At 38.9% G+C, this 21,561-nt stretch carries 21 protein-coding genes, 2 tRNA genes and 2 rRNA genes (1 of these 25 only partly in view); 12 read left to right on the top strand and 13 right to left on the bottom strand.

The window, feature by feature from the left end; all coding sequences use genetic code 11:
• Nucleotides 1-256 precede the first annotated feature (256 nt).
• From BARBAKC583_RS01400 to rpoH, 3 genes are all read left to right on the top strand, one after another.
• A complete protein-coding gene (locus tag BARBAKC583_RS01400) occupies nucleotides 257-1,687 on the top strand; it encodes an aldehyde dehydrogenase family protein (protein WP_005766186.1) in 1,431 nt (476 codons plus the stop codon).
• A 37-nt stretch (nucleotides 1,688-1,724) separates the two neighbouring features.
• Entirely contained in the window at nucleotides 1,725-2,735 is a 1,011-nt protein-coding gene (locus BARBAKC583_RS01395; protein ID WP_005766184.1) for an RluA family pseudouridine synthase, read from the top strand.
• Between the two features lie 142 nt (nucleotides 2,736-2,877).
• Nucleotides 2,878-3,789, top strand: a complete 912-nt coding sequence (gene rpoH, locus BARBAKC583_RS01390) for an RNA polymerase sigma factor RpoH (RefSeq protein WP_005766182.1) — start codon at nucleotides 2,878-2,880, stop codon at nucleotides 3,787-3,789.
• Between the two features lie 50 nt (nucleotides 3,790-3,839).
• On the opposite strand, the gene BARBAKC583_RS01385 is transcribed toward rpoH, so the two are convergent.
• The gene (locus BARBAKC583_RS01385) at nucleotides 3,840-5,339 is read right to left on the bottom strand and encodes a hypothetical protein (protein ID WP_005766181.1); all 1,500 of its coding nucleotides are present in this window, start codon (nucleotides 5,337-5,339) and stop codon (nucleotides 3,840-3,842) included.
• A gap of 251 nt (nucleotides 5,340-5,590) precedes the next feature.
• On the bottom strand, nucleotides 5,591-6,880 hold the full coding sequence (locus tag BARBAKC583_RS01380; RefSeq protein ID WP_005766179.1) for an adenylosuccinate synthase: 1,290 nt from the start codon (nucleotides 6,878-6,880) through the stop codon (nucleotides 5,591-5,593).
• Between the two features lie 407 nt (nucleotides 6,881-7,287).
• Between BARBAKC583_RS01380 and BARBAKC583_RS01375 the strand changes: the two genes are divergently transcribed.
• From BARBAKC583_RS01375 to BARBAKC583_RS01365, 3 genes are all read left to right on the top strand, one after another.
• The gene (locus BARBAKC583_RS01375) at nucleotides 7,288-7,527 is read left to right on the top strand and encodes a hypothetical protein (protein WP_146075923.1); all 240 of its coding nucleotides are present in this window, start codon (nucleotides 7,288-7,290) and stop codon (nucleotides 7,525-7,527) included.
• A gap of 346 nt (nucleotides 7,528-7,873) precedes the next feature.
• Complete coding sequence (locus BARBAKC583_RS01370; protein WP_005766170.1) at nucleotides 7,874-8,560, top strand: ParA family protein; 687 nt, start codon at nucleotides 7,874-7,876, stop codon at nucleotides 8,558-8,560.
• The gene (locus BARBAKC583_RS01365) at nucleotides 8,560-8,832 is read left to right on the top strand and encodes a hypothetical protein (protein WP_005766168.1); all 273 of its coding nucleotides are present in this window, start codon (nucleotides 8,560-8,562) and stop codon (nucleotides 8,830-8,832) included. Before BARBAKC583_RS01370 ends, BARBAKC583_RS01365 begins: the two co-directional genes overlap by 1 nt.
• A 65-nt stretch (nucleotides 8,833-8,897) precedes the next feature.
• Here BARBAKC583_RS01365 and BARBAKC583_RS01360 read toward each other — a convergent pair whose 3' ends face one another.
• The 3 genes from BARBAKC583_RS01360 to BARBAKC583_RS01350 all read right to left on the bottom strand — a co-directional run bounded on the left by BARBAKC583_RS01360 (nucleotide 8,898) and on the right by BARBAKC583_RS01350 (nucleotide 9,933).
• Nucleotides 8,898-9,131: a hypothetical protein gene (locus BARBAKC583_RS01360; RefSeq protein WP_011807302.1), complete on the bottom strand. Its 234-nt coding sequence runs from the start codon at nucleotides 9,129-9,131 to the stop codon at nucleotides 8,898-8,900.
• A gap of 194 nt (nucleotides 9,132-9,325) precedes the next feature.
• Nucleotides 9,326-9,580, bottom strand: a complete 255-nt coding sequence (locus tag BARBAKC583_RS01355; RefSeq protein WP_225866729.1) for a hypothetical protein — start codon at nucleotides 9,578-9,580, stop codon at nucleotides 9,326-9,328.
• 47 nt (nucleotides 9,581-9,627) lie between these two features.
• On the bottom strand, nucleotides 9,628-9,933 hold the full coding sequence (locus tag BARBAKC583_RS01350) for a hypothetical protein (RefSeq protein WP_005766159.1): 306 nt from the start codon (nucleotides 9,931-9,933) through the stop codon (nucleotides 9,628-9,630).
• Nucleotides 9,934-10,241: 308 nt separating this feature from the next.
• Here BARBAKC583_RS01350 and BARBAKC583_RS01345 point away from each other — a divergent pair, with 308 nt between their 5' ends.
• Both BARBAKC583_RS01345 and BARBAKC583_RS01340 read left to right on the top strand, forming a co-directional pair.
• A complete protein-coding gene (locus BARBAKC583_RS01345; RefSeq protein ID WP_005766157.1) occupies nucleotides 10,242-10,565 on the top strand; it encodes a type II toxin-antitoxin system RelE/ParE family toxin in 324 nt (107 codons plus the stop codon).
• 30 nt (nucleotides 10,566-10,595) lie between these two features.
• On the top strand, nucleotides 10,596-10,898 hold the full coding sequence (locus tag BARBAKC583_RS01340) for a helix-turn-helix domain-containing transcriptional regulator (RefSeq protein WP_005766155.1): 303 nt from the start codon (nucleotides 10,596-10,598) through the stop codon (nucleotides 10,896-10,898).
• Between the two features lie 412 nt (nucleotides 10,899-11,310).
• Here BARBAKC583_RS01340 and BARBAKC583_RS01335 read toward each other — a convergent pair whose 3' ends face one another.
• Both BARBAKC583_RS01335 and BARBAKC583_RS01330 read right to left on the bottom strand, forming a co-directional pair.
• On the bottom strand, nucleotides 11,311-11,709 hold the full coding sequence (locus BARBAKC583_RS01335) for a type II toxin-antitoxin system VapC family toxin (protein ID WP_005766153.1): 399 nt from the start codon (nucleotides 11,707-11,709) through the stop codon (nucleotides 11,311-11,313).
• Entirely contained in the window at nucleotides 11,706-11,957 is a 252-nt protein-coding gene (locus BARBAKC583_RS01330; RefSeq protein WP_005766151.1) for an AbrB/MazE/SpoVT family DNA-binding domain-containing protein, read from the bottom strand. Before BARBAKC583_RS01330 ends, BARBAKC583_RS01335 begins: the two co-directional genes overlap by 4 nt.
• Before the next feature lie 188 nt (nucleotides 11,958-12,145).
• On the opposite strand from BARBAKC583_RS01330, the gene BARBAKC583_RS01325 reads away from it, so the two are divergent.
• Nucleotides 12,146-12,814, top strand: coding sequence for a recombinase family protein (locus BARBAKC583_RS01325; RefSeq protein WP_005766149.1), 669 nt, complete (start codon nucleotides 12,146-12,148; stop codon nucleotides 12,812-12,814).
• An 889-nt stretch (nucleotides 12,815-13,703) separates the two neighbouring features.
• Here BARBAKC583_RS01325 and BARBAKC583_RS07215 read toward each other — a convergent pair.
• Nucleotides 13,704-13,871, bottom strand: a complete 168-nt coding sequence (locus tag BARBAKC583_RS07215; protein WP_225866728.1) for a helix-turn-helix domain-containing transcriptional regulator — start codon at nucleotides 13,869-13,871, stop codon at nucleotides 13,704-13,706.
• Nucleotides 13,872-14,134: 263 nt separating this feature from the next.
• Nucleotides 14,135-15,295 (bottom strand): phosphoserine transaminase, encoded by a 1,161-nt coding sequence (locus BARBAKC583_RS01315; protein WP_005766146.1) that lies wholly within the window; start codon nucleotides 15,293-15,295, stop codon nucleotides 14,135-14,137.
• Between the two features lie 368 nt (nucleotides 15,296-15,663).
• On the opposite strand from BARBAKC583_RS01315, the gene BARBAKC583_RS01310 reads away from it, so the two are divergent.
• The 3 genes from BARBAKC583_RS01310 to BARBAKC583_RS01300 all read left to right on the top strand — a co-directional run bounded on the left by BARBAKC583_RS01310 (nucleotide 15,664) and on the right by BARBAKC583_RS01300 (nucleotide 16,794).
• Nucleotides 15,664-15,739: transfer RNA gene (locus BARBAKC583_RS01310), tRNA-Phe, on the top strand.
• A 426-nt stretch (nucleotides 15,740-16,165) separates the two neighbouring features.
• A complete protein-coding gene (locus BARBAKC583_RS01305) occupies nucleotides 16,166-16,441 on the top strand; it encodes a type II toxin-antitoxin system HigB family toxin (RefSeq protein WP_005766141.1) in 276 nt (91 codons plus the stop codon).
• Nucleotides 16,438-16,794, top strand: a complete 357-nt coding sequence (locus BARBAKC583_RS01300; protein ID WP_005766138.1) for a helix-turn-helix domain-containing protein — start codon at nucleotides 16,438-16,440, stop codon at nucleotides 16,792-16,794. The genes BARBAKC583_RS01305 and BARBAKC583_RS01300 overlap by 4 nt, the downstream gene beginning before the upstream one ends.
• 656 nt (nucleotides 16,795-17,450) lie before the next feature.
• Here BARBAKC583_RS01300 and BARBAKC583_RS01295 read toward each other — a convergent pair.
• The 4 genes from BARBAKC583_RS01295 to BARBAKC583_RS01280 all read right to left on the bottom strand — a co-directional run.
• Nucleotides 17,451-17,918, bottom strand: a complete 468-nt coding sequence (locus BARBAKC583_RS01295) for a hypothetical protein (RefSeq protein ID WP_005766136.1) — start codon at nucleotides 17,916-17,918, stop codon at nucleotides 17,451-17,453.
• A gap of 1,130 nt (nucleotides 17,919-19,048) precedes the next feature.
• Nucleotides 19,049-19,125 (bottom strand) — tRNA-Met (locus tag BARBAKC583_RS01290).
• Between the two features lie 128 nt (nucleotides 19,126-19,253).
• Nucleotides 19,254-19,368 (bottom strand): 5S ribosomal RNA (gene rrf / locus BARBAKC583_RS01285).
• A 104-nt stretch (nucleotides 19,369-19,472) separates the two neighbouring features.
• Nucleotides 19,473-21,561 (bottom strand): 23S ribosomal RNA (locus BARBAKC583_RS01280) (it continues 724 nt past the right edge of the window).

Here is a 21,561-nt window from a genome sequence, read left to right as displayed (position 1 = left end):
ATATTAGATTTCATAAAAACATAAGACTTTCTAAAGTTATCAAATGCTAATCTTAAATAGAGCGTTTTTATTGTCATAAGCATTGCCAAAAATTATGCTTTTCTTTTTAATTTGGCACAAACATCAACTATCCCAATATTTTTTCACGTATAATGGCAATAAAACAGTCGATGCTATTCACTTTCAATGACAAAGCTTCGTTATAAAGAATTTTCATAGTATAGAATGTAAAAGCAAAGAATAGAAAGTACGTTATATGCTCAGTAAGCGAAAATTTTATATCAACGGTCTCTGGGATGATCCGAGTGTTGTCAATGATTTTCATGTCATTGATCCATCAACAGAAGAGGCCTTTTCTGTCATTAGCATGGGAAGCATTAAAGATGCCGATAAAGCAATTACAGCTGCTAAAAAAGCTTTTCAAAGCTGGAAAACAACTACACCGAGTCAGCGTCTTGCTTTTGTTGAAAAGATTTTAAAAATCTATGAAAGACGCCTGGAAGATATGGCAAAAGCTATTTCAATGGAAATGGGAGCACCTATTGATATGGCGCGTAATGCACAGGCGACATCTGGTATTCAGAATATTCGAAATTTTATCACAGCGTTTAAAAATTTTTCTTTCCAAGAGGCTTTAATAGAGAAAAACGAGCACGCAATCCTTCAATATGACCCTATAGGTGTTGTAGGATTAATCACACCATGGAATTGGCCCATACACCAAATAACTCTTAAAGTGATCCCTGCCTTATTGGCGGGTTGTACTATGGTCTTAAAACCTTCTGAATTTTCTCCTTTATCTGCCATGATCTTTGCTGAAATTATAGATGAAGTTGCTCTCCCCGCTGGTATTTTTAATCTCATCAATGGTGATGGAGTTCATGTAGGCTCTTACCTATCCTCTCACCCAGATTTAGAAATGATCAGCTTTACTGGTTCAACCCAAGCAGGAAAGGCTATTTCTAAGAACGCTAGTAATACTCTAAAACGAGTCTGTCTAGAATTGGGAGGGAAAGGAGCCAATCTTATCTTTGCTGATGCAGATGCCAATGCAGTACAACGTGGTATCCAGCATTGTTTCTATAATAGCGGGCAAAGTTGTAATGCACCAACACGTATGCTTGTGGAACACTCAATTTACGATAAAGCTATAAGAACAGCACAACATATTGCCGAAAATACAAAAGTGGGCCCAAACCATCAAACAGGAGATCACATTGGCCCCGTAGTTTCAAAAAAGCAGTATGATAATATCCAAGCCCTCATCCAATCCGGAATCGACGAAGGTGCAACTCTTGTTACAGGTGGAATAGGTTTACCCAAGGGAATGAAACGCGGTTATTACGTGCGCCCAACAATTTTTTCCGATGTGAAACCGAATATGCGCATTTTCCGAGAAGAAGTATTTGGTCCAGTTCTCTCAATACTTCCTTTTAGAACAGAAGATGAAGCTGTAGCCTTGGCTAATGATACAGAATATGGCCTCACAAATTATATACAATCACAGAACCGAGAAAAATGTCGACGTATTGCCACACAGTTGCGTTCTGGTATGATAGAAATTAATGGATGTAATTTACCTGATGGAAGTTATTTTGGAGGAGTTAAATTTTCCGGACGGGCTCGTGAAGGTGGACGATGGGGAATTGAGGAATTTCTGGATACTAAAGCAGTTTCATATTGGTAAAATTTTATACATAAAATCTGAACAATAGGGTCGCGTCGTGACACAGCAGATAACAGATGAGGATGCTCTTGGACAACGAATTGATCAATGGCTTGCCAAACATTATCAAAATGAACTCTCGCGTTCACGTTTACAAACCTTAATCCGAGAGGGTTATCTTAAAATTGATGGCAAATTAGTAACGGAACCGAAAACAAAAATAAAATCTAATCAAACAATTGAATTAACAATACCTACACTCAACAATGCCTACCCAGAGGGTGAAGCCATCCCCCTTCATATCTTATTTGAAGATGATCATATCATTGTTGTTAATAAACCAGCAGGACTTGTTGTACATCCGGGCCACGGCAATTGGACGGGAACTTTGGTCAACGCTCTTATTTATCACTGTGGTGATAGTTTATCTGGCATCGGTGGTGTTAGACGCCCTGGCATTGTTCATCGTCTTGACAAAAATACAAGCGGCGTCATAGTAGTTGCTAAAAATGACCTTGCTCATAAAGGACTCAGTGCTCAATTTTCTGATCATGGACGTACTGGTGTATTAGATCGGCGTTATCATGCCTTGATTTGGGGTTCCCCTAATCGCAATATTGGGGTCATTACTGCCTCCCTTGGCCGCGCACGCTATGACCGAACAAAGCAAGCCGTCATTCATAGCCACAATATTTATGCACGCCATGCCGTTACGCATTTTTCTGTCATTGAAAAATATCAAACTTGTGCAGACAAAATACCTTTCGCGAGCCTTTTGGAGTGTCGTTTAGAAACTGGACGGACACACCAAATCCGCGTTCATATGGCTCATATTGGACATCCACTTGTAGGCGATACAGTCTATGGAAATGCTTTTAAAACAAAATCAAATAGATTTGATTCTACAATTAAAGAAGCCATTGATCTTTTCAACAGACAAGCACTTCACGCAGCTAGTCTTACCTTTGAGCACCCTGCAAAAGGGAACATCATGTCCTTTTCTGCACCACTCCCCCAAGATATGGCAGAACTTATCAATCATTTTAAAAAACTTAATACAAATTATTAATGATGCCGTAATTTTACGATAAAGTATTCTTTTTGAACAAAATTATAAATTATGGTAATGTAAATGCAATGAAAGATGTTTATATAATATCTGGAAGTAGAATTCGCCTTATGAGGGGATTCGTATGAAAGGAGGGTGCTATATGGCCCATATAAGTTTACCATCAATCGCTGCAAATGATGGAGGTTTGAGTCGTTACTTGGAAGAGATACGTCGTTTCCCAATACTTGAACCAAAAGAAGAATATATGTTAGTGAAACGCTACAATGAGCACAACGACCTGAAAGCTGCACATAAGTTGGTAACCAGTCATTTACGCCTCGTGGCAAAAATTGCAATAGGATATCGAGGTTATGGTTTACCTATGGGGGAGGTTATTTCAGAAGGTAATATTGGGCTGATGCAAGCTGTTAAACGTTTTGAACCAGAGCGTGGATTTCGCCTTGCAACCTATGCAATGTGGTGGATTAAAGCATCAATCCAGGAATATGTTTTACGGTCTTGGAGTTTAGTAAAAATCGGGACAACGACTAATCAAAAGCGCTTGTTCTTCAATCTGCGTAAACTAAAAAGTAAACTTCAAGCCTTAGATAATGGTGAGCTTAATACAGAACAAGTCAAAGAGATTGCAACTCGATTAAATGTCACAGAAGATGAAGTCGTGTCAATGAATCATCGACTTAGTGGAGATACTTCTCTCAATGCTCCTCTTCGTACAAATGAAGATGAGCATAGCGAATGGCAAGATTGTTTGGTTGATGAAGCAAGCAGCCAGGAACAAGTTTTAATTGAGAAAGACGAATTAGAAAATCGGCGTTCCCTGTTAATACACGCTATGGCTAATCTTAATGAACGTGAAAAACGCATATTTGAAGCGCGTCGTTTGAGTGATGAAGTGTTAACTCTAGAAGAACTCTCGAGTGAATTTAACATCAGCCGTGAACGTGTAAGACAAATTGAAATGCGCGCATTTGAAAAAGTGCAAGATTTTGTTAGAGCTTCCGCTTTATCTCAAAAACAAGCACAAATTCAGCATTGTTTGCACATTTCTTAAAATTAACCAGAATTAAAGCCTCCTCTATAAACTTAAGCCTTAAATTTAGTTTATAGAGGGTCTGTATCTGTAAATTTACTGCTTTTCATCCCATCTATATCAGCATTTTTCTTTGTTGATTCAGAAGCTGTTGATTTATTTGTTTGCGCAAGCCATTGTCCAATAACCTGATTAAAGATAGCTTCTCCTGTCTCCCCTTTTGCAAAGGTTAATTCGTTCACACGACCGTTTTTATCATTCATCACCAAACGTATCCAATCTAATTCACGTATTAGTTGTAGATTTCGGTTAAGAAACGGATAATGACCACTTAATGCAACAAGAAAAAAATCATCATCAATCTTAGCAACAACAGTCCTTGTTAAAGCCTGACCGACAGATTGTTCACTTGCCTTAAAAGTTAAAGTTTTAATATCACTGATTGCTTGACCTGAAAATTTATCAGAAGTGATAAAAATAAGATCCATAATATAGGCTGCAGGTAAAGACAGATCGGTATTACGACGTAGGGTTAACCGTAATGACAATCCCTCATCTGGAATCTTTATATCACCTCGTATAGCTAATTCTTCTGACTGACCATTAACAGAAGTTTCCTTTACAAGTGACCACAACGCACTTCCTGTTGCCACCTTTTCTGCATCATAATCTGTACGGGATTGATAAAATACAACTTCACCTGCATGTTTCATCGAGTTTATATCGTTAGCAACAACTGTTGAGGTTCCTTTTTCACCTTGAGCTTCCTCTTCCTCAACTGGACCAACATTAATTTCACTCCCATCCTCCAATAAACGTTGCGTTAATTTTGGGTTAGCCTGGACTACTGTCGATGATAGATTAGGAACGTAAGTATCATCCTCTTGTAATTGATGATCACTTGATACAAACACGCGTTTACCAACAAAAAAAGCACTTATGAATACAAAACAAAAACTAACAAAGACACAAACACCTATCACAATACGCTTTCGTACAGATGCCCGATTAGCACGCTGCAAAGCCTGAGCAAAAATATGCGAAATAATATGAAAATTATCTACCTGCGCAGAAGAAATTGCATCGTTTTTGGACTTCTTTTTCTCAATATTCTGATTTATCTTATGCTCAGAAGCAAAAAAACTATCCATATTGACAAGCTCAGCATCTGGTATACTCAATATTTTTGAAGATTTGTTCAATATTTCATTTTTTATCGATTCAGTAACAAATGAGTGTTGTTGTTTTGTAACAAAAACCGACATCACCTTAGATTTTAAGAATGCGGTGCTTGGTGTTCGTTTATGATCATCAAATTCATTTGTAAATTTCCACCCAATAACTGAAGAAAGTAACTCCTTTTCAACCGCCAAATATTCTTCTTCAACAACAGAAATAGCACTTTGCAAAGCCTGCCTTTGCGCATCTATCACTGTTTCTGGCATGTTTGCTTCTACAAGTTTATGTTCTAATGTTTCAATCGCCCGTTCATAAACTTGTTTACGCACTTGGGGCGTAACATTATTTTGCGCATCAATCGTCTTTTTTAAAATTCCAACGAAATCCACCATATTTTATATAGTCTTTCTCAAACTTAAGGGGGAAATTTTCAATTTACAAAGATTAAAACACTCTCAGTGTCTTATTTCACTCTTCTCATAATTTTCCAGTTTCTACCATTCAATAATGAATACTAACTCTGTTAGTCGTTGAAGTGAATATGTACTTATTGCCTCTCTGTTTCCTATTCCTCAAGCTATAATAATACGCTCACTAAAAAACAGAAAAAATTCAACCCAACATCGAAGTGTAAAAACAAAAATTAATCTGCAAAGGGATCAATGATAAAGATTGTATCTTCACGCTCAGGACTGGTTGACAATAAAGCAATTGGTACACCGATCAACTCTTCAATACGGCGCACATATTTGATAGCCTGCACCGGTAATTCTTCCCAATTCAACGTGCATGCTGTTGCTTCTTTCCAGCCCTCTAATGTTTCGTAGATTGGCTTTACACGAGCTTGTTCCTCTATACAAGACGGCAGATAGTCAATCTTTCTACCATCTATTTCATAGCCAATACAAATCTTAATTTCATCTAAACCATCTAAAACATCAAGTTTTGTCAGTGCAATACCACGAACACTACAAATTTTTACCATCTGACGAACTAAAACAGCATCAAACCAACCACATCGACGTTTTCGCCCTGTCACAACGCCAAATTCATTCCCACGCATCCCCAAAAATTCGCCAACATCATTCACCTGTTCTGTTGGAAACGGCCCTTCTCCTACACGTGTTGTATAAGCCTTTGCAATACCCAAAACATAATGAACCGAACCAGGCCCCATACCTGAACCAATAAAAGCTTGCCCAGAAACTGTGTTAGATGATGTTACATAAGGATAAGTCCCAAAATCATTATCCAAAGATGCGCCTTGCGCTCCTTCAAAAAGAATACGCTGTCCCATTCGATGTCTTTCATCCAAAAGGCGCCATGTACAATCCATAAAAGGCAAAATTTCATCTGCGACTTGCATCAATTCATCATAGAGCGTTTTTGGATCAATTTCTGCAATGCCCATACCGCGACGCAAAGCATTATGATGTCTCAAAAGACGTTCAATCTTAGCCATAAGCGTATTAGTTTCTGCTAAATCTATCATACGAATAGAGCGACGACCGACCTTATCTTCATAAGCAGGACCAATACCACGCTTTGTCGTTCCAATTGTCAGACCCGAAATACCATTTTCCCGAGCAGCATCAAGATCACGATGCACAGAAAGAATTAAAGAAGCATTTTCAGCAACACGCAAAACTTTGGGTGTAATCTCTACACCTTGATCACGTAGTTTTTTTAACTCTGAAACAAAATGATGAGGATCAACCACAACACCATTACCAATAACTGATAACTTTCCACGAACTACACCAGATGGCAAAAGTGACAATTTATAACTAATTCCGTTAATAACCAATGTGTGACCTGCATTGTGCCCCCCTTGATATCTGACTACAACGTCTGCCTGCTCTGATAACCAATCGACGATTTTACCTTTGCCCTCATCGCCCCACTGTGTACCGACAACTACTACATTGGCCATAATTTTCTCCATCGTGTTTGGCAAAATAACGCTAACATTTAAAAATAAACGGTTCCTTATAGTGAAACCTCTTAGCAAGTGTGATTCTTCATTTTAGATTTTTCTAATTTTCATATTATTCAGCTCAAAATTTCTTGATAATTACATCACACTATAAAATATATTTTTATTTATATATCAGTCATTTTTATTATAAGAAAGGAAAGTTTAAATCTTTAAATCCTTATCTTTTCTAATATTTGATAGCTCATAAATTTACATACAATAATCTTTAAAATATATACAGCAACTAAAGAAAATTTACCTAAAGTTCTGAAAAGAAGTTTCGCCATATCATCAGACATTTAACAAAGCACGATTATCTACCTGACTATCATATAAACTTTAACACCGAAACCGATGTAGTGATGTTCGTTAATCGGGGTACAATGCCAGAAAAATCTCTTATACAGCAATCTGTTCCTAGTGATCTCAATGCAGATACAATGCAAGAAGCCAGAATTGTAGCTCCCGGATGGGACGTATATTACTTAGAGCAAGAATGGCGAAACTGGATGGTTGATGGTGGTTTTGATGCGCCACGTAATCCAGATAAAGCATTTCTCGGTTTTTGCCGCAAATGGTTTGAAAAACGCGGTCGTCCTTAGACTATTCTCTATACTTAATGTCATTATATGAATAATACTCTACGGCTAACAATATTCCACAGCCGGCTTAATAACTAAAGCCGTTAAGTAAAAATTGACCCAGGACGCAAAGCGTCTTAATGGACAACTCCGGTCATAGAAAATTGTTATTTTCTTCAACGCTTTGGCTTGCGGTCAATGCGTGGTCACTAAGGCGCTCAACGGGTTACGCGTTCCCCTCCCTCTCTTCTTCTTCGCGTCGCGTGCTAAAAGATACCTTTAGATACTGTAGAGTACTAATTAGTACAGTATAGTACTATACTATATAGTATCTTTTGGTACTATACCTTATATAACGAGGAATTAAATGCCTGTTATTTCATTTGCTAATTCAAAAGGGGGAAGTGGTAAAACAACTTCTGCTTTGTTGCTTGCTTGTGAGCTTGCTAATACTAAACCTGTTACTATCATTGACGCTGATCCTCGTCATCCCTTGAGCACATGGTCTCAATTACCAGGGAAACCAGAAAATCTTACGGTTATTACCAATGAGTCAGAAAAGACTATTTTAGATGAAATTGAAACTGCTGCTGCTCGTGATCCATTTGTAATTGTCGATTTGGAAGGGACAGCATCTCGTTTAACGAGTTATGCTATCAGCCAGTCTGATTTAGTTATCATTCCGATGAAAGAACAACAACAAGATGCTGAAACCGCCATTGAAATTATAAAAAAAATTCATCGAGATATGAAAGCTGTGCGCCGGCCGATTTTTTATGCTGTACTATTTACTCAATCTAAAGTCATTGCAAAATCACGAACTTCTCGCTTTGTATCCTATCAATTTAAGGAAAATCCTCAAATTGATACCTTTGAAACAGAGATCCATGAACGAGATGCATTCTCGGCAATTTTTTCAACTGGTGGTTCCCATCGGAACCTCAATCCCAAAGAAGTTAATAACCTCAAAGCAGCTATCGATAACATTGAATTATTTACAGCAGAGGTTGTTACTAAATTGAAAGCAAATCAAAACAAAGAGGAATCTGTATAATGAATAGTGAAAGAAAACCTTTAGATTTTGCAGCACTCGATGAGTTCAAACCCAAAAATCCTACATCAAATATTACAGAACGCAAAAAGATTGACAAGATGGTTGCATTTCCAAGCCGTGAGCAATCAGATGATGCACAAATCAATATCAAAACTAGTACAGCTATTCTTAATCGTTTTCGTACTATGGCAAAACAAAACCGTTACCACCATGGCGCATTTTTAGAAGTGCTTATGAATGCTTTTGAACAAGGGCAGGGCATTACTAAATAAAGCTCTTATAACGATCACTTTTATCATGTGAAAGAGATACATCGAGAACTTTATCTTGCATTTTTTCATAAAGTTTTCGAGCCATTTTCATATTTTTTGCGTGCATCGATAATAGATTTTTCAGCTGTCATTAAGCGAGATTTATCCAAATTGCTTAACCGTGTAAAATGTGATGCCAGTGCTTGGCGTGCCTCGTCATAAGGCAAACCATTTTTTCGACGTCTGGATACACTGTGTCCTCTATTGATTAAGCGACGCGCAGTGCGCAGTGGAGAAAGGGAAGGGAACGCGCAACCCATTGAGCGCCGTAGTGACCGACCTGCATTGACCACAAGCCAGAGCATCAACAAATAACAATAATTTTCCTAGTATCCTAACGTTCTCTAGAGATTGAGTACATACAAGGTACCTTTGGATACTGTATAGTACTATATAGTATAGTACCTTTTAGTACCATATATAACGAGAAATTAAATGCCTGTTATTTCATTTGTTAATTCAAAACGCTCTTACAGCGATACATCTTTTTCGTGTGCTTTTTGATAGAGTTTATCTCAATTAATGCCGTTTCCAGGCTACTAATCATTCCTGGACTGTTAGCATATCGCTTCAAATCCTCTATAATAATGTTATATTCCGCTTCAATAATTAACGACAAATCGCCACTCTGCCCAATCGATAAAACATGATTACAGAAATCAGTCCGCAACTCGTGTAACGCTCTGACTTCGACAGTCTCAACATTCATTTCCATTAACGTATATTCTTGGGCTATGAATTTAGCTAATTTTCCAATCAAAAGTGAACGCCCGCTATAATTATATCTCTATCAAGCCAATCTGGTCCATATTCAGCATCAGCCTTTTTGGTTGGAAAGCCCATATCACGAATGAATTGTGCACCACATCTTTTTTTAAGACCTAAAAGCGCATGGGCTGGAAGTTCCCCCATAGCTAGCCATTCCCACGAGGTCTTTTCGTCATTGGCTTTATCGGCTGCTCGTGATTCAAAAACATAAATGTCACTTGGAGAGATACCCCTTGCTTTCAATTTTTCGCGTTCTTCCTCGCTCATGTAGCTTTTGGGGGGTTTTTTATTCATAGAAAACACATCCTTATACTGTCTTTATCAAGATAGAGGCTTATTATACTAATTCTATCATTAGAGTTCAATTTTTGACTATTGTTGCCGCTCCATTGATTAAGGACCGCGTAAAGGAAAAACAAAAACCATCCAATGGTAGCGCCGCGGCCTTAGCTTATTCGTTAGGACAGGAGTTTTGCAACCTGCCTTTTTGTTGTAATAATAATGCACTTTCCTCCTGAAGAACAAGATCATTGTGCGCAATGATTCAGTTGGATTTTGAGAATTGTTACTTGACTTTTCGTTTATAAACGATAATATACTTCATGATAGAGATAAAATACTATATCGACAAAACTGGCCGCAATATTTTCGCCGATTGGCATAGTGAAGTACGTGATATCAAAGCCAGAATTGCCATTGACCGCCGCATCATGCGTGTCGAGTTAGGAAATTTTGGTGACCATAAGCCTCTACGTGAAGGCATTTGGGAATTACGGATCGATGTAGGACCTGGATATCGAGTCTATTACGCCAAAGCAGACCTTGCTGTTGTTTTGCTGCTTTGCGCCGGCGATAAGCGAAAACAAGAGGCCGATATAGATCGAGCATGTAATTACTGGCGTGACTGGCTTAGCCGAAATAATTAATGAAGTAAGCTCCAACATAGGAGAAAAACAATGAAAGACAAACCATATGATGAGGTAATGGCTGAAGTGTTTCGCAATGATCCAGCTTATGCCGTTGAGTTGTTAAACGACATCCTCGAAGATGGAGAACCAGCGGAATTACTGATCGCCCTTCGCCAAATGGCTAAAGCGTTTGGTGGTGTGCGAAATGTAGCTAAATCAGCTGAATTAAATGCTAATCAGCTCTACCGCACTCTTTCGGAGAAAGGCAATCCAGAAATTAAGAGCCTATCTGCAATTTTGCGAGTTATGGGTCTTCGTCTCGCTGTGCAACCCCTTGCAACTCATCGCTAATTCTCTTCCTTTGTCATATATAAAATATATTCAAAACTCTATTGAACATATTGAGATATGTTTGATTATAGATAAATAGGCCTCTCTTCTTTTTGGTAAAAAAGTCAGAAGAAACTTCTCCATCTTGTAAATCTTTGGATGACATAAAAACGTGGTACTAAATAGTATAGTACTATACTATACTGTATCCAAAGGTACCTTTTGGTATCGTATCTTATATAACGAGGAATTAAATGCCTGTTATTTCATTTGCTAATTCAAAAGTGAACGCCTGCTATAATTATAGCTCGATCAAGCCAATCCTATCATTAGATTTCAATTTTTGACTATTGTTGCCACTCTATTGATTAAGGGACGCGTAAAGGAAAAACAAAAGCCATCCAATGGTAGCGCTGCGGCCTTAGCTTATTCGTTAGGACAGGAGTTTTGCAACCTGCCCTTTTTGCGTTAACAGATCGATCGCTTGTTTATCAAATGAAACAAAAGTTTCACCGCCTAGCCAATTACCTTCATAGGCCATGATCCCATCAGCAAAATCTCCACCCGCTTCAAGGATGGCAATTCCTGCTTCAACAGCGGGTCGATTCATTACTATATTATTGGTTGTTAGCAGATCACGTAACATCGCAGCTACATCTTCTTTTGATAATTTTGCACCTCGGCGTAGTATCCAAACAAGTTCACATAGACAAGACAAAGAAATAGCTATTAGCGAAGCTTCTTTTAAGATCTTGCTTGCCACCCTGCCCTGCTTTTGATCGTCTTGTAAAACAGCGCGGACTAAAACGTTCGTATCTACCGAAATCTTCATTTTTCACCCGCCCAACCAGAAGCAGCAATTTCATTCATTTCTGCAACGGTTAGTGGTTTTTTTACCTTACCAGCAAATCGTCCGATGAAATTATCAATTGTGCCAACAGATTGTGCTGCCTTTATGCGAAGTTCACCGCCAGGCAACTTATCAAAGTTGATCCGTTCCCCTGGTTTAATCCCAAGATGCTGTAGTAAATCCCGCTTCAGTGTGACTTGTCCTTTTGCTGTAACAGTTAATGAAGGCATAGAAAAATCCTCTTACTATAAATGTATTTATTGAGTATATGGAAAAGTAATGTAAAATTCAATTACTTTTTAAGAGCCATAAAAACTGTTTGTTTGACTATGTCATAAATTGTAAGATTTGACATAGTTAAAAAATGAAGATAAAACTATATCATAAATCATTCTTTTTGCATTATGACATATAGCCTATGTCAAAAACGACTTTTGGTATAAAAATGGCATTACTCGGCTACGCGAGGGTTTCAACCAACCAGCAAAAATTAACGCTTCAGATTGCTGCCCTCAAAAAGGTTGGTGTACGAGAAGACCGTATTTTTTCTGATATTATGTCAGGATCAACAGATAAACGTGAAGGGTTACAGCGTTTGTTGGGGCGAGCAGAAAAAGGCGATGTTATTGTTTGTACAAAAATGGATCGATTAGGACGGAATACCTCTGATATGATCCATATTATTGACGATTGTTACAAGAAAGGAATTGTCGTTCGTTTTTTAGAAAACGGTCTCAGCACGGAAGGAACAGCAGGGAAAATGGTTATTCAGATTCTTGCTGCTGTAGCAGAAGCTGAGCGTGCACGTATTTTAGAACGCACGAATGAAGGTCGCGATGCTGCAATGGATAAGGGTATAAAATTCGGACGGAAGCCTCATCCAAAAGCAGAATTGGCATTGGAGCTCATTAAACAAGGTTTCTCATCTACAATTGTCAAACAAAAAACAGGGATTTCTCTTTCTACTCATTTTCGATTGAAGAGGCAGCTCCGTTCAAAAAAGACAGCTCAACCTGGTAAAAATGAAGATCATTTAAACAATGAATACCAAACAGATATTGAGAATTTCACAAACAAAACATCATAAGATTGCAGTTGTTTACATTAATTTTTGGTGTCGATAATGTACGAATTTTAAGATAGAAAAAAGTTTCAATTAAAATCCCATTTTTGGGGGGAATAAACAGAGGGGAAAATGAAAAAAATTATTTTGTTGTGTATGGTTGCGTTTGCTGTTGTTTCTTGCGGAAAAAGTGAAAGAGAAATTAGAAAAGTTTTTTGGAGACAAACCTGTCTTCAGAGATGCGGATAAGGGATTTTAAAAAATTAAATCAAAATTTTAGTCATTAATAATGCGTCAAATGTGTGGATTTTATAGCAAATGAATTCATTCAATGGGGGGAGAAATTGGTTGTTAAGTCCACACATATACCTAAAAAAACATCTCGAATTATCTTTATATTGTTTTTCGGTTTGTATTTCCTTGTTCTTAATCAATAGAGTGGCAACAATAGTCAAAAATTGAAATCTAATGATAGGATTGGCTTGATCGAGCTATAATTATAGCAGGCGTTCACTTTTGAATTAGCAAATGAAATAACAGGCATTTAATTCCTCGTTATATAAGATACGATACCAAAAGGTACCTTTGGATACAGTATAGTATAGTACTATACTATTTAGTACCACGTTTTTATGTCATCCAAAGATTTACAAGATGGAGAAGTTTCTTCTGACTTTTTTACCAAAAAGAAGAGAGGCCTATTTATCTATAATCAAACATATCTCAATATGTTCAATAGAGTTTTGAATATATTTTACATGTAACGAGGGTAATGCATTAGTGATGAGTTGCAAGAGGTTGCACGGCGAGACAAAAACCCATAACTCGCAAAATTGCAGATAGGCTCTTGATTTCTGGGTTGCCTTTCTCCGAAAAAGTGCGATAAAGCTGATTAGGATTTAATTCAGGCAACTTAGCTACCATTCCGTACACCACCAAACGCTTTAGCCATTTGGCGAAGTGCGATTAGTAATTCCGCCGGTTCTCCATCTTCGAGAATGTCTTTTAACAACTCAACTGCATAAGCTGGATCGTTGCGAAACACTTCAGCCATTATCTCATCATATAGTTTGTCTTTCATTGCCTTTCTCCTATGTTGGAGCTTACTTCATTAATTATTTCGGCTAAGCTAATCACACCAATAGTTATATGCTCGATCAATAATTAGGGCTTGAAGAATTGGGGCTTGAAGAGCAACAGATCATGACTAAAATAAATTTAACTGACAATATTCTCTATGTTTTTCAAAACAGAGAAGATGTGAGTGTGTGTTAATATATGTGTTAAGGGAATTTCATGACTCACTAATTAATTGAAAATATACAATAAAACCGCTAAAAATTATTAAAGATGTGCCTTTTCAACCTGAAATGCCCACTCTAACCATTCTGTTAATAATTCAAGATCAAAAGCTTCAATCGTTGCTCCAACCCAAATGCGAAACCCTGGGGGAGCATTTCGATGAGCACCAATATCATAAGCAGCACCTTCTTTATCAAGACGAGCTACAATTGCCTTCACAAAAGAGGCCTGAGTTTCAGTATCCAAAGCAGTAATTACTGGATCCACAATGACTAAACAAACAGATGTATTAGAACGTGTTTGTGGAATCTTCGCTAAATGCTCTAACCAAGGTGTTCTATGAACAAAATTATCAAGAATAGCAAAATTTTTATCAGCTCGTGCCACTAATGCCTGCAAACCACCCAATGATTTTGCCCATTTCAAAGCATCAAGATAATCTTCTACACAAAGTAAAGAAGGCGTATTAATCGTCTCTCCATTAAAAATACCTTCATTTAATTTTCCATCTCGTGTCATACGAAAAATTTTTGGCAAAGGCCAAACGGGAACGTATTGTTCAAGGCGCTCAACAGCACGAGGACTTAAAATCAACATACCATGCGCTGCTTCACCACCTAAAACTTTTTGCCATGAAAAAGTAACAACATCCAATTTTGAAAAATCAACATTTTGTGCAAAAATCGCTGATGTCGCATCACAAATCGTCAATCCTGCACGCTTTTCTGGAATGAAAGACGCGTTAGGAACACGTACACCAGAAGTTGTCCCATTCCAGGTAAACACAACATCACGATCAAAATCAATTTGTGCTAAATCGGGCAATTCACCATAAGGAGCTTTTAACTGACGCACATCAGAAAGTTTTAATTGCTTAACAACATCGGTAATCCAATCTAAACCGAAACTTTCCCATGCTACCATATCAACCCCCCGTTCTCCTAATAAAGACCACAGAGCCATCTCAACAGCTCCTGTATCTGAAGCAGGAACGATACCGATACGATAATCAGAAGGAACTTCAAGAACGTCACGCGTTGAATCGATTGCTTCCGCAAGCTTTAATTGTCCCACTTTTGTGCGATGCGAACGCCCAATAATTGCATTTCTCAAAACTTCAACAGTCCAGCCAGGTCTCTTTTTACAAGGACCTGAAGAAAAGTTAGGATTATTTGGACGACGCTCAGGTTTCTTCAATATCATTGCTATTCTACCTTTTCAGATAACTTTCCTTTCATGAAGGCAACATCGATCACTGAAGAACATTATGCTAATCAATTCTTGACGTGGACGCAAAAAGCGTTTTTATTTATTGAAAATACAAAAATCATTGTGAAAAACATTTCAATCAATCATGCTTCTCAATGAATTTTTTGTCTTCTCATCATAAAAAGCAGTATTCCAACTACAATAATTGGTATGTCACATAATATTTATCAGATTAATTTCACAAAATACTGTCCAGAATATCAAAATAAACTTATAAAAAATCGGTTATTTTTATTTTGACGGCTAGACAGCAAGAATTTTAATGTTATAACCGCACACATCTCATGTGTTTATTAAAACGTGCCCAGATAGCTCAGTTGGTAGAGCAGCGGACTGAAAATCCGCGTGTCCGTGGTTCGAATCCGCGTCTGGGCACCACCTTGCTTTTTAAATGTTTAATGCATTGATTTTATTGATCTTTTTTAAAGGTGAGGGAATAGGATTTTCCAATTTGCCTCTGCAAATTTTATCAAGATTGATCTTTCAGAGTAGAATGCAAAGCAATAATTAACTCTTTTACCAAATAAATCTTGGTAACGCTCCTCATGCTCAATCCTTACTTCCCTCATGCTCAATCCTTACTTCATTGTCAGTAAAGACATAATCCCTTCGGCATTACCTTTTAAAAAATCACCGCTTTTTTCTGAAAAATACATTTATTTTGGCATCGTAAAAGCTTGTTTTTCATGGTGATGAGTATATTAAATTCCGAAATTCCTTGATTTAACCAATTTGGGACTATTTTGCATAAAAGTCAGGATAAATCGGTGAAGATTATTAAAATCCGTACTTCAATCTTTTTGGATGCAATATCCTGATGCTGAGCAACCATTAAAAGCGTGGGTAGATGAAGCTAAAAATGCGCAGTGGCGCTCTCCTCATGATATTAAAGAAAAATATAAAAATGCAAGCATACTCAAAAATAATCGCGTCGTTTTTAATATTAAAGGCAATGAGTATCGTTTAATTGTATCAATCTTTTATCCAGCGGGATGGCTTTATATAAAATTCATAGGCACGCATAAGCAGTACGATACTATTGATGCCAATATTATAGAATTAAAGGAGTTCAAGAAATGAACATCAAACCTATTCGTACTGAAGAAGATTACCAAGAAGCTTTAGAAATTGTCTCTGCACTGTTTGACAATCCACCCGAAGTTCATACAGAAGAGTTTGATAAAATGGAGATACTTGTTTTGTTAATCGAAGCTTACGAGACTGAGCATTATCCAGTTTCTCCTCCCTATCCAATTGAGGTTATTAAATTTAGAATGGAACAAATGAACTTAAGCGCTCAAGACTTAGTTCCTGCGATTGGTCACTTAAACCGTGTTTATGAAATATTAAGTGGCAAAAGAAAATTAACACTACGCATGATTAAAAACTTGCACCAACAATTTAATATCTCGTTGGAAAGTCTTATCGCTTAAACATTTAGCCTTAGCACGACAATCGCTAAGCATTTTTTGATCCAAACCATATCCTAAACAGTAGGGCTTGTCATGCAACGGGTTAAGCCATGCATTATTTGTCTATTTTGGCAAATTCTTCTGCTTTTTCCGCTTGCAACACATTAACATCATAAGCGAGCTTGCGTGTTAAGACAAATCGGCTGTAATACCAACAACAAGCTAACCTTAGTGCTGTATCAGGGGTTACGGGGCTATTTCAGAGACAATACGCTCTATGCACATGCCTGGAATATTTATGCTTTTACAAGCGCATAAGTCGAAAGAGCATACTCTTCACTTACTTCAGTATTTTCAATGAGGTTAAGAATACCAAGATATAGGACCGCAAACAGCTTATTTTACTTTATGTGCTGTAGAAAAACTTCTTGACTAAAGATCAAAATATCGTGCCAATAAATGTACATTTATAATTATTTCCATAAGCTATCCTTATTCTTAATTATAACACACTTATGAAAATTCAGTAAGGAAAAACAGAAGATAAATCTAACTCACTCTGTTTTCCCTAAACCTCAGCTGCTAACACAATGGTGTTTCTTCATGAGACTGCGAATCTCGCGCAGCAGGACTCTTGCTTTTCCAAGAGCCTCTTTTATTATAACGACGCTTCACAATTACTTAAACTCGCATGACATCCATCTTTGGCCACTATATCTGTCCGGGTTTAACAACCCACAACTAACCCTCAACCCAAGAGCGGAAATAATACTACGATAGCGTTCTTGAATTTCAAACGCTTTATCTTTGTATTCAAACAGGTTTTTTCTACTAGGAACAACAATTTTTTCAAGAATGGCTCTCCCTCCTTCTCCCAAATTACCTTCTGTTACAAGTGCACCCACTACTTTATCCCTCACAGTACCCCAACCACCCCCCACCGGCAGTGCATTAGCGGTTACTGGTACTATTACTGAAGACAAAGCAGAACATAAAGCTGCAACGAGAACGATACGTTTCATGAGATAAATTCCTCCATAAATAATTAAATTTACAAAGGATCCCATTGAAGGATCCCATTGAAGGATCCCATTGAAGGATCCCATTGAAGGATCCCATTGAAGGATCCCATTGAAGGATCCCATTGAAGGATCCCATTGAAGGATCCTGATTACGGATTAATCAGTACACATTTCGGCCATAATTGTCAATCAGATAATGTCTCTTTTGTGTTCTTTTTTTGTCTTTATTATCGGTTTTGTATTCTATATCTTTCAGTCTCTTACCCCCTTATTACGCCTCTTCCGCGTGTTTTTTAGAAAAATAAAAAACTGCAACTTCTTGCCTTTTGCCTTATTCTTCATGTCAATGCTTAAACTCTCTAGTATTCTTCTGCATAAAAATCTTTCTCCTAGCGAATCTTGAAGTTCCTGTTACAGAAGTAGAGGGAGAGAATAGTCAAAAATTGAAAGATTCTAATGATACAATTAGTATTATAATAATATTATAAGATAGTATCATAAGCATTTAGATTAATGGAAACAGCATAAGGAGATGTGTTCCATAAATAAAGACTTCCCAAAAGTTATATAAGGGATTCTGGATGTGAAGAGTTACGCGCAAGGGGCGTTGCATTTCTTATAACCGCATCTATCCATATGAATCAGAGACAGCAGACAAAGCTAAAGCTAATGACAGAAAAATGTCATGATGAATGATGTTTTCGGAGCTCAAGGTAAGCTACGTCCCTAGTATAAAATATAAAATTTAATTTTTCGGTTACCAGTGTTTAATCAGTGAAGCGCCAATTAGAGAATAGAGAATAGAGAATAGAGAATAGAGAATAGAGAATAGAGAATAGAGAATAGAGAATAGAGAATAGAGAATAGAGAATAGAGAATAGAGAATAGAGAATAGAGAATAGAGAATAGAGAATAGAGAATAGAGAATAGAGAATAGAGAATAGAGAATAGAGAATAGAGAATAGAGAATAGAGAATAGAGAATAAGGTGCTTCTTTTGCTTTTAGGTATGCAAGCAACAATTTCTGGAAATCAGTATTTATACTCAGTATTTATACAATGAGAAAGTACCCCACAAGCTGAGATGTTGATGAAAGAGAGCTGCACACACCCTTGTAGGGACTTGGTTTTGGTGTAGGGGCTTGGTTTTGGGGAGCAGAACGCCAATGTTAAACACTAACATTGTTCATGCTTTTTGCGTTAGGAAGGAGAGAAACTGTATGCGGAGTAGATAAAGAGAGAAGATGGAGATACTGGTTGCGGGGGCAGGATTTGAACCTGCGGCCTTCAGGTTATGAGCCTGACGAGCTACCGGGCTGCTCCACCCCGCGCCATGAAGAAGATACGGCCCTATTTTGGGTGTTTTTCTTCTTTTTGTTGTTTGTCTTTTTTAAATTGGCTTCTTTTAAAATGACAGAATTTTTTGAAGATTGTGAGGATGTTTCTATGCCCTTAGCAGACCTGGCAGCGACTTACTCTCCCGTGCCTTAAGACAAAGTACCATCAGCGCTGGAACGTTTCACGGCCGAGTTCGGGATGGGATCGGGTGCAGGCGTTCCGCCATAACCACCAAGTCAGCAAAGGGCATAGAATTGAGAAACTGGTTTTGTGCTTTTATTAAGTTTTAGTTTTATTCATTAATTGAGTGTTTCATCATGAATGAATAGAGGAAATGAGAACGATCAAGCCAATCGAACTATTAGTATCAGTAAGCTTCATGTGTTACCACACTTCCACGCCTGACCTATCAACGTGGTGGTCTACCACGGTTCTCAAGGGAATACTCGTTTTCAGGTGGGTTTCCCGCTTAGATGCCTTCAGCGGTTATCCCGTCCGTATATAGCTACCCTGCTATGCGGCTGGCGCCACAACAGGTCCACCAGAGATACGTCCATCCCGGTCCTCTCGTACTAGGGACAGATCCTGTCAATATTCCTACACCCACGGCAGATAGGGACCGAACTGTCTCACGACGTTCTGAACCCAACTCACGTACCGCTTTAAATGGCGAACAGCCATACCCTTGGGACCTGCTCCAGCCCCAGGATGCGATGAGTCGACATCGAGGTGCCAAACAACCCCGTCGATATGGACTCTTGGGGGTCATCAGCCTGTTATCCCCGGCGTACCTTTTATCCGTTGAGCGATGGCCCTTCCACACGGGACCACCGGATCACTATGACCGTCTTTCGACTCTGCTCGACTTGTCAGTCTCACAGTCAGGCAGGCTTATGCCATTGCACTCAACAAACGATTTCCGACCGTTCTGAGCCTACCTTCGCGCGCCTCCGTTACTCTTTAGGAGGCGACCGCCCCAGTCAAACTACCCACCATACACTGTCTTGAATCCGGATAACGGACTGCAGTTAGACATCCATGTCGGTAAGGGTGGTATTTCAAGGATGACTCCACAAGGGCTAGCGCCCCTGCTTCAAAGTCTACCACCTATCCTACACATGCCGACACAAATGCCAGTGTAAAGCTATAGTAAAGGTGCACGGGGTCTTTCCGTCTAACCGCAGGAACCCCGCATCTTCACGGGGAATTCAATTTCACTGAGTCTACGTTGGAGACAGCGGGGAAGTCGTTACGCCATTCGTGCAGGTCGGAACTTACCCGACAAGGAATTTCGCTACCTTAGGACCGTTATAGTTACGGCCGCCGTTTACTGGGGCTTCAATTCAATGCTTGCACATCTCCTCTTAACCTTCCAGCACCGGGCAGGCGTCAGACCCTATACATCGTCTTGCGACTTCGCAGAGCCCTGTGTTTTTGGTAAACAGTCGCTACCCCCTGGTCTGTGCCACCCTCTAACGGTTGCCCGCTAAAGGGTCACGCTTCTTCCGAAGTTACGCGTGCAATTTGCCGAGTTCCTTCAACGTAGTTCTCTCAAGCGCCTTGGTATTCTCTACCTGTCCACCTGTGTCGGTTTCGGGTACGGTCTATATGTGGGAGCTATTTCCTGGGATTATTCTACTGCAAGATCAATCCAATAAGACCTTACAATATTCCTAATCCGTCACTTCCCACAGGTCCACGAATATTAACGTGGTTCCCATCGACTACGCCTTTCGGCCTCGCCTTAGGGGCCGACTCACCCTGCTCAGATTAACTTTAAGCAGGAACCCTTGGACTTTCGGCGAGGGAGTCTCTCACTCCCTTTATCGTTACTCATGTCAGCATTCTCACTTCCGATACCTCCAGGAGCTCTCGCGAGTCTCCCTTCACAGGCTTACGGAACGCTCCGCTACCACTTACTCATAAGAGTAAATCCACAGCTTCGGTGTATGGCTTTAGCCCCGTTACATTTTCGGCGCAAAGACCCTTATTTAGACCAGTGAGCTGTTACGCTTTCTTTAAATGATGGCTGCTTCTAAGCCAACATCCTGGTTGTTTTGGGATCCTCACATCCTTTCCCACTTAGCCATAACTTGGGGACCTTAGATGGTGGTTAGGGTTGTTGCCCTTTCCACGACGGACGTTAGCACCCGCCGTGTGTCTGCCAGTCAGTTCTTCCAGGTATTCGGAGTTTGGTTAGGTTTGGTAATCCGGTGAGGACCCCTAGCCCATCCAGTGCTCTACCCCCTGGAGAATTCAACTAACGCTCTACCTAAATAGATTTCGCGGAGAACCAGCTATTTCCGAGTTTGATTGGCCTTTCACCCCTAGCCACAAGTCATCCCAATCTATTGCAACAGATACGGGTTCGGCCCTCCAGTAAGTGTTACCTTACCTTCAGCCTGCTCATGGCTAGATCACTCGGTTTC

It is taken from the genome of Bartonella bacilliformis KC583 (assembly GCF_000015445.1).
GTDB classification, from domain to species: domain Bacteria; phylum Pseudomonadota; class Alphaproteobacteria; order Rhizobiales; family Rhizobiaceae; genus Bartonella; species Bartonella bacilliformis.
The sequence above is the reverse complement of the archived record's forward strand: the minus strand, read 5'-3'. Positions and strand labels throughout refer to the sequence as shown.

Excerpts from the sequence above, each read along its gene's own strand:
- BARBAKC583_RS01400 (WP_005766186.1), top strand. The coding sequence starts at position 257 with ATGCTCAGTAAGCGAAAATTTTATATCAACGGTCTCTGGGATGATCCG.
- rpoH (WP_005766182.1), top strand. The coding sequence starts at position 2,878 with ATGGCCCATATAAGTTTACCATCAATCGCTGCAAATGATGGAGGTTTG.
- BARBAKC583_RS01385 (WP_005766181.1), bottom strand. The coding sequence starts at position 5,339 with ATGGTGGATTTCGTTGGAATTTTAAAAAAGACGATTGATGCGCAAAAT.
- BARBAKC583_RS01380 (WP_005766179.1), bottom strand. The coding sequence starts at position 6,880 with ATGGCCAATGTAGTAGTTGTCGGTACACAGTGGGGCGATGAGGGCAAA.
- BARBAKC583_RS01375 (WP_146075923.1), top strand. The coding sequence starts at position 7,288 with ATGTTCGTTAATCGGGGTACAATGCCAGAAAAATCTCTTATACAGCAA.
- BARBAKC583_RS01370 (WP_005766170.1), top strand. The coding sequence starts at position 7,874 with ATGCCTGTTATTTCATTTGCTAATTCAAAAGGGGGAAGTGGTAAAACA.
- BARBAKC583_RS01365 (WP_005766168.1), top strand. The coding sequence starts at position 8,560 with ATGAATAGTGAAAGAAAACCTTTAGATTTTGCAGCACTCGATGAGTTC.
- BARBAKC583_RS01360 (WP_011807302.1), bottom strand. The coding sequence starts at position 9,131 with ATGGGTTGCGCGTTCCCTTCCCTTTCTCCACTGCGCACTGCGCGTCGC.
- BARBAKC583_RS01355 (WP_225866729.1), bottom strand. The coding sequence starts at position 9,580 with ATGAATGTTGAGACTGTCGAAGTCAGAGCGTTACACGAGTTGCGGACT.
- BARBAKC583_RS01350 (WP_005766159.1), bottom strand. The coding sequence starts at position 9,933 with ATGAATAAAAAACCCCCCAAAAGCTACATGAGCGAGGAAGAACGCGAA.
- BARBAKC583_RS01345 (WP_005766157.1), top strand. The coding sequence starts at position 10,242 with ATGATAGAGATAAAATACTATATCGACAAAACTGGCCGCAATATTTTC.
- BARBAKC583_RS01340 (WP_005766155.1), top strand. The coding sequence starts at position 10,596 with ATGAAAGACAAACCATATGATGAGGTAATGGCTGAAGTGTTTCGCAAT.
- BARBAKC583_RS01335 (WP_005766153.1), bottom strand. The coding sequence starts at position 11,709 with ATGAAGATTTCGGTAGATACGAACGTTTTAGTCCGCGCTGTTTTACAA.
- BARBAKC583_RS01330 (WP_005766151.1), bottom strand. The coding sequence starts at position 11,957 with ATGCCTTCATTAACTGTTACAGCAAAAGGACAAGTCACACTGAAGCGG.
- BARBAKC583_RS01325 (WP_005766149.1), top strand. The coding sequence starts at position 12,146 with ATGTCAAAAACGACTTTTGGTATAAAAATGGCATTACTCGGCTACGCG.
- BARBAKC583_RS07215 (WP_225866728.1), bottom strand. The coding sequence starts at position 13,871 with ATGAAAGACAAACTATATGATGAGATAATGGCTGAAGTGTTTCGCAAC.
- BARBAKC583_RS01315 (WP_005766146.1), bottom strand. The coding sequence starts at position 15,295 with ATGATATTGAAGAAACCTGAGCGTCGTCCAAATAATCCTAACTTTTCT.
- BARBAKC583_RS01305 (WP_005766141.1), top strand. The coding sequence starts at position 16,166 with ATGCAATATCCTGATGCTGAGCAACCATTAAAAGCGTGGGTAGATGAA.
- BARBAKC583_RS01300 (WP_005766138.1), top strand. The coding sequence starts at position 16,438 with ATGAACATCAAACCTATTCGTACTGAAGAAGATTACCAAGAAGCTTTA.
- BARBAKC583_RS01295 (WP_005766136.1), bottom strand. The coding sequence starts at position 17,918 with ATGGGATCCTTCAATGGGATCCTTCAATGGGATCCTTCAATGGGATCC.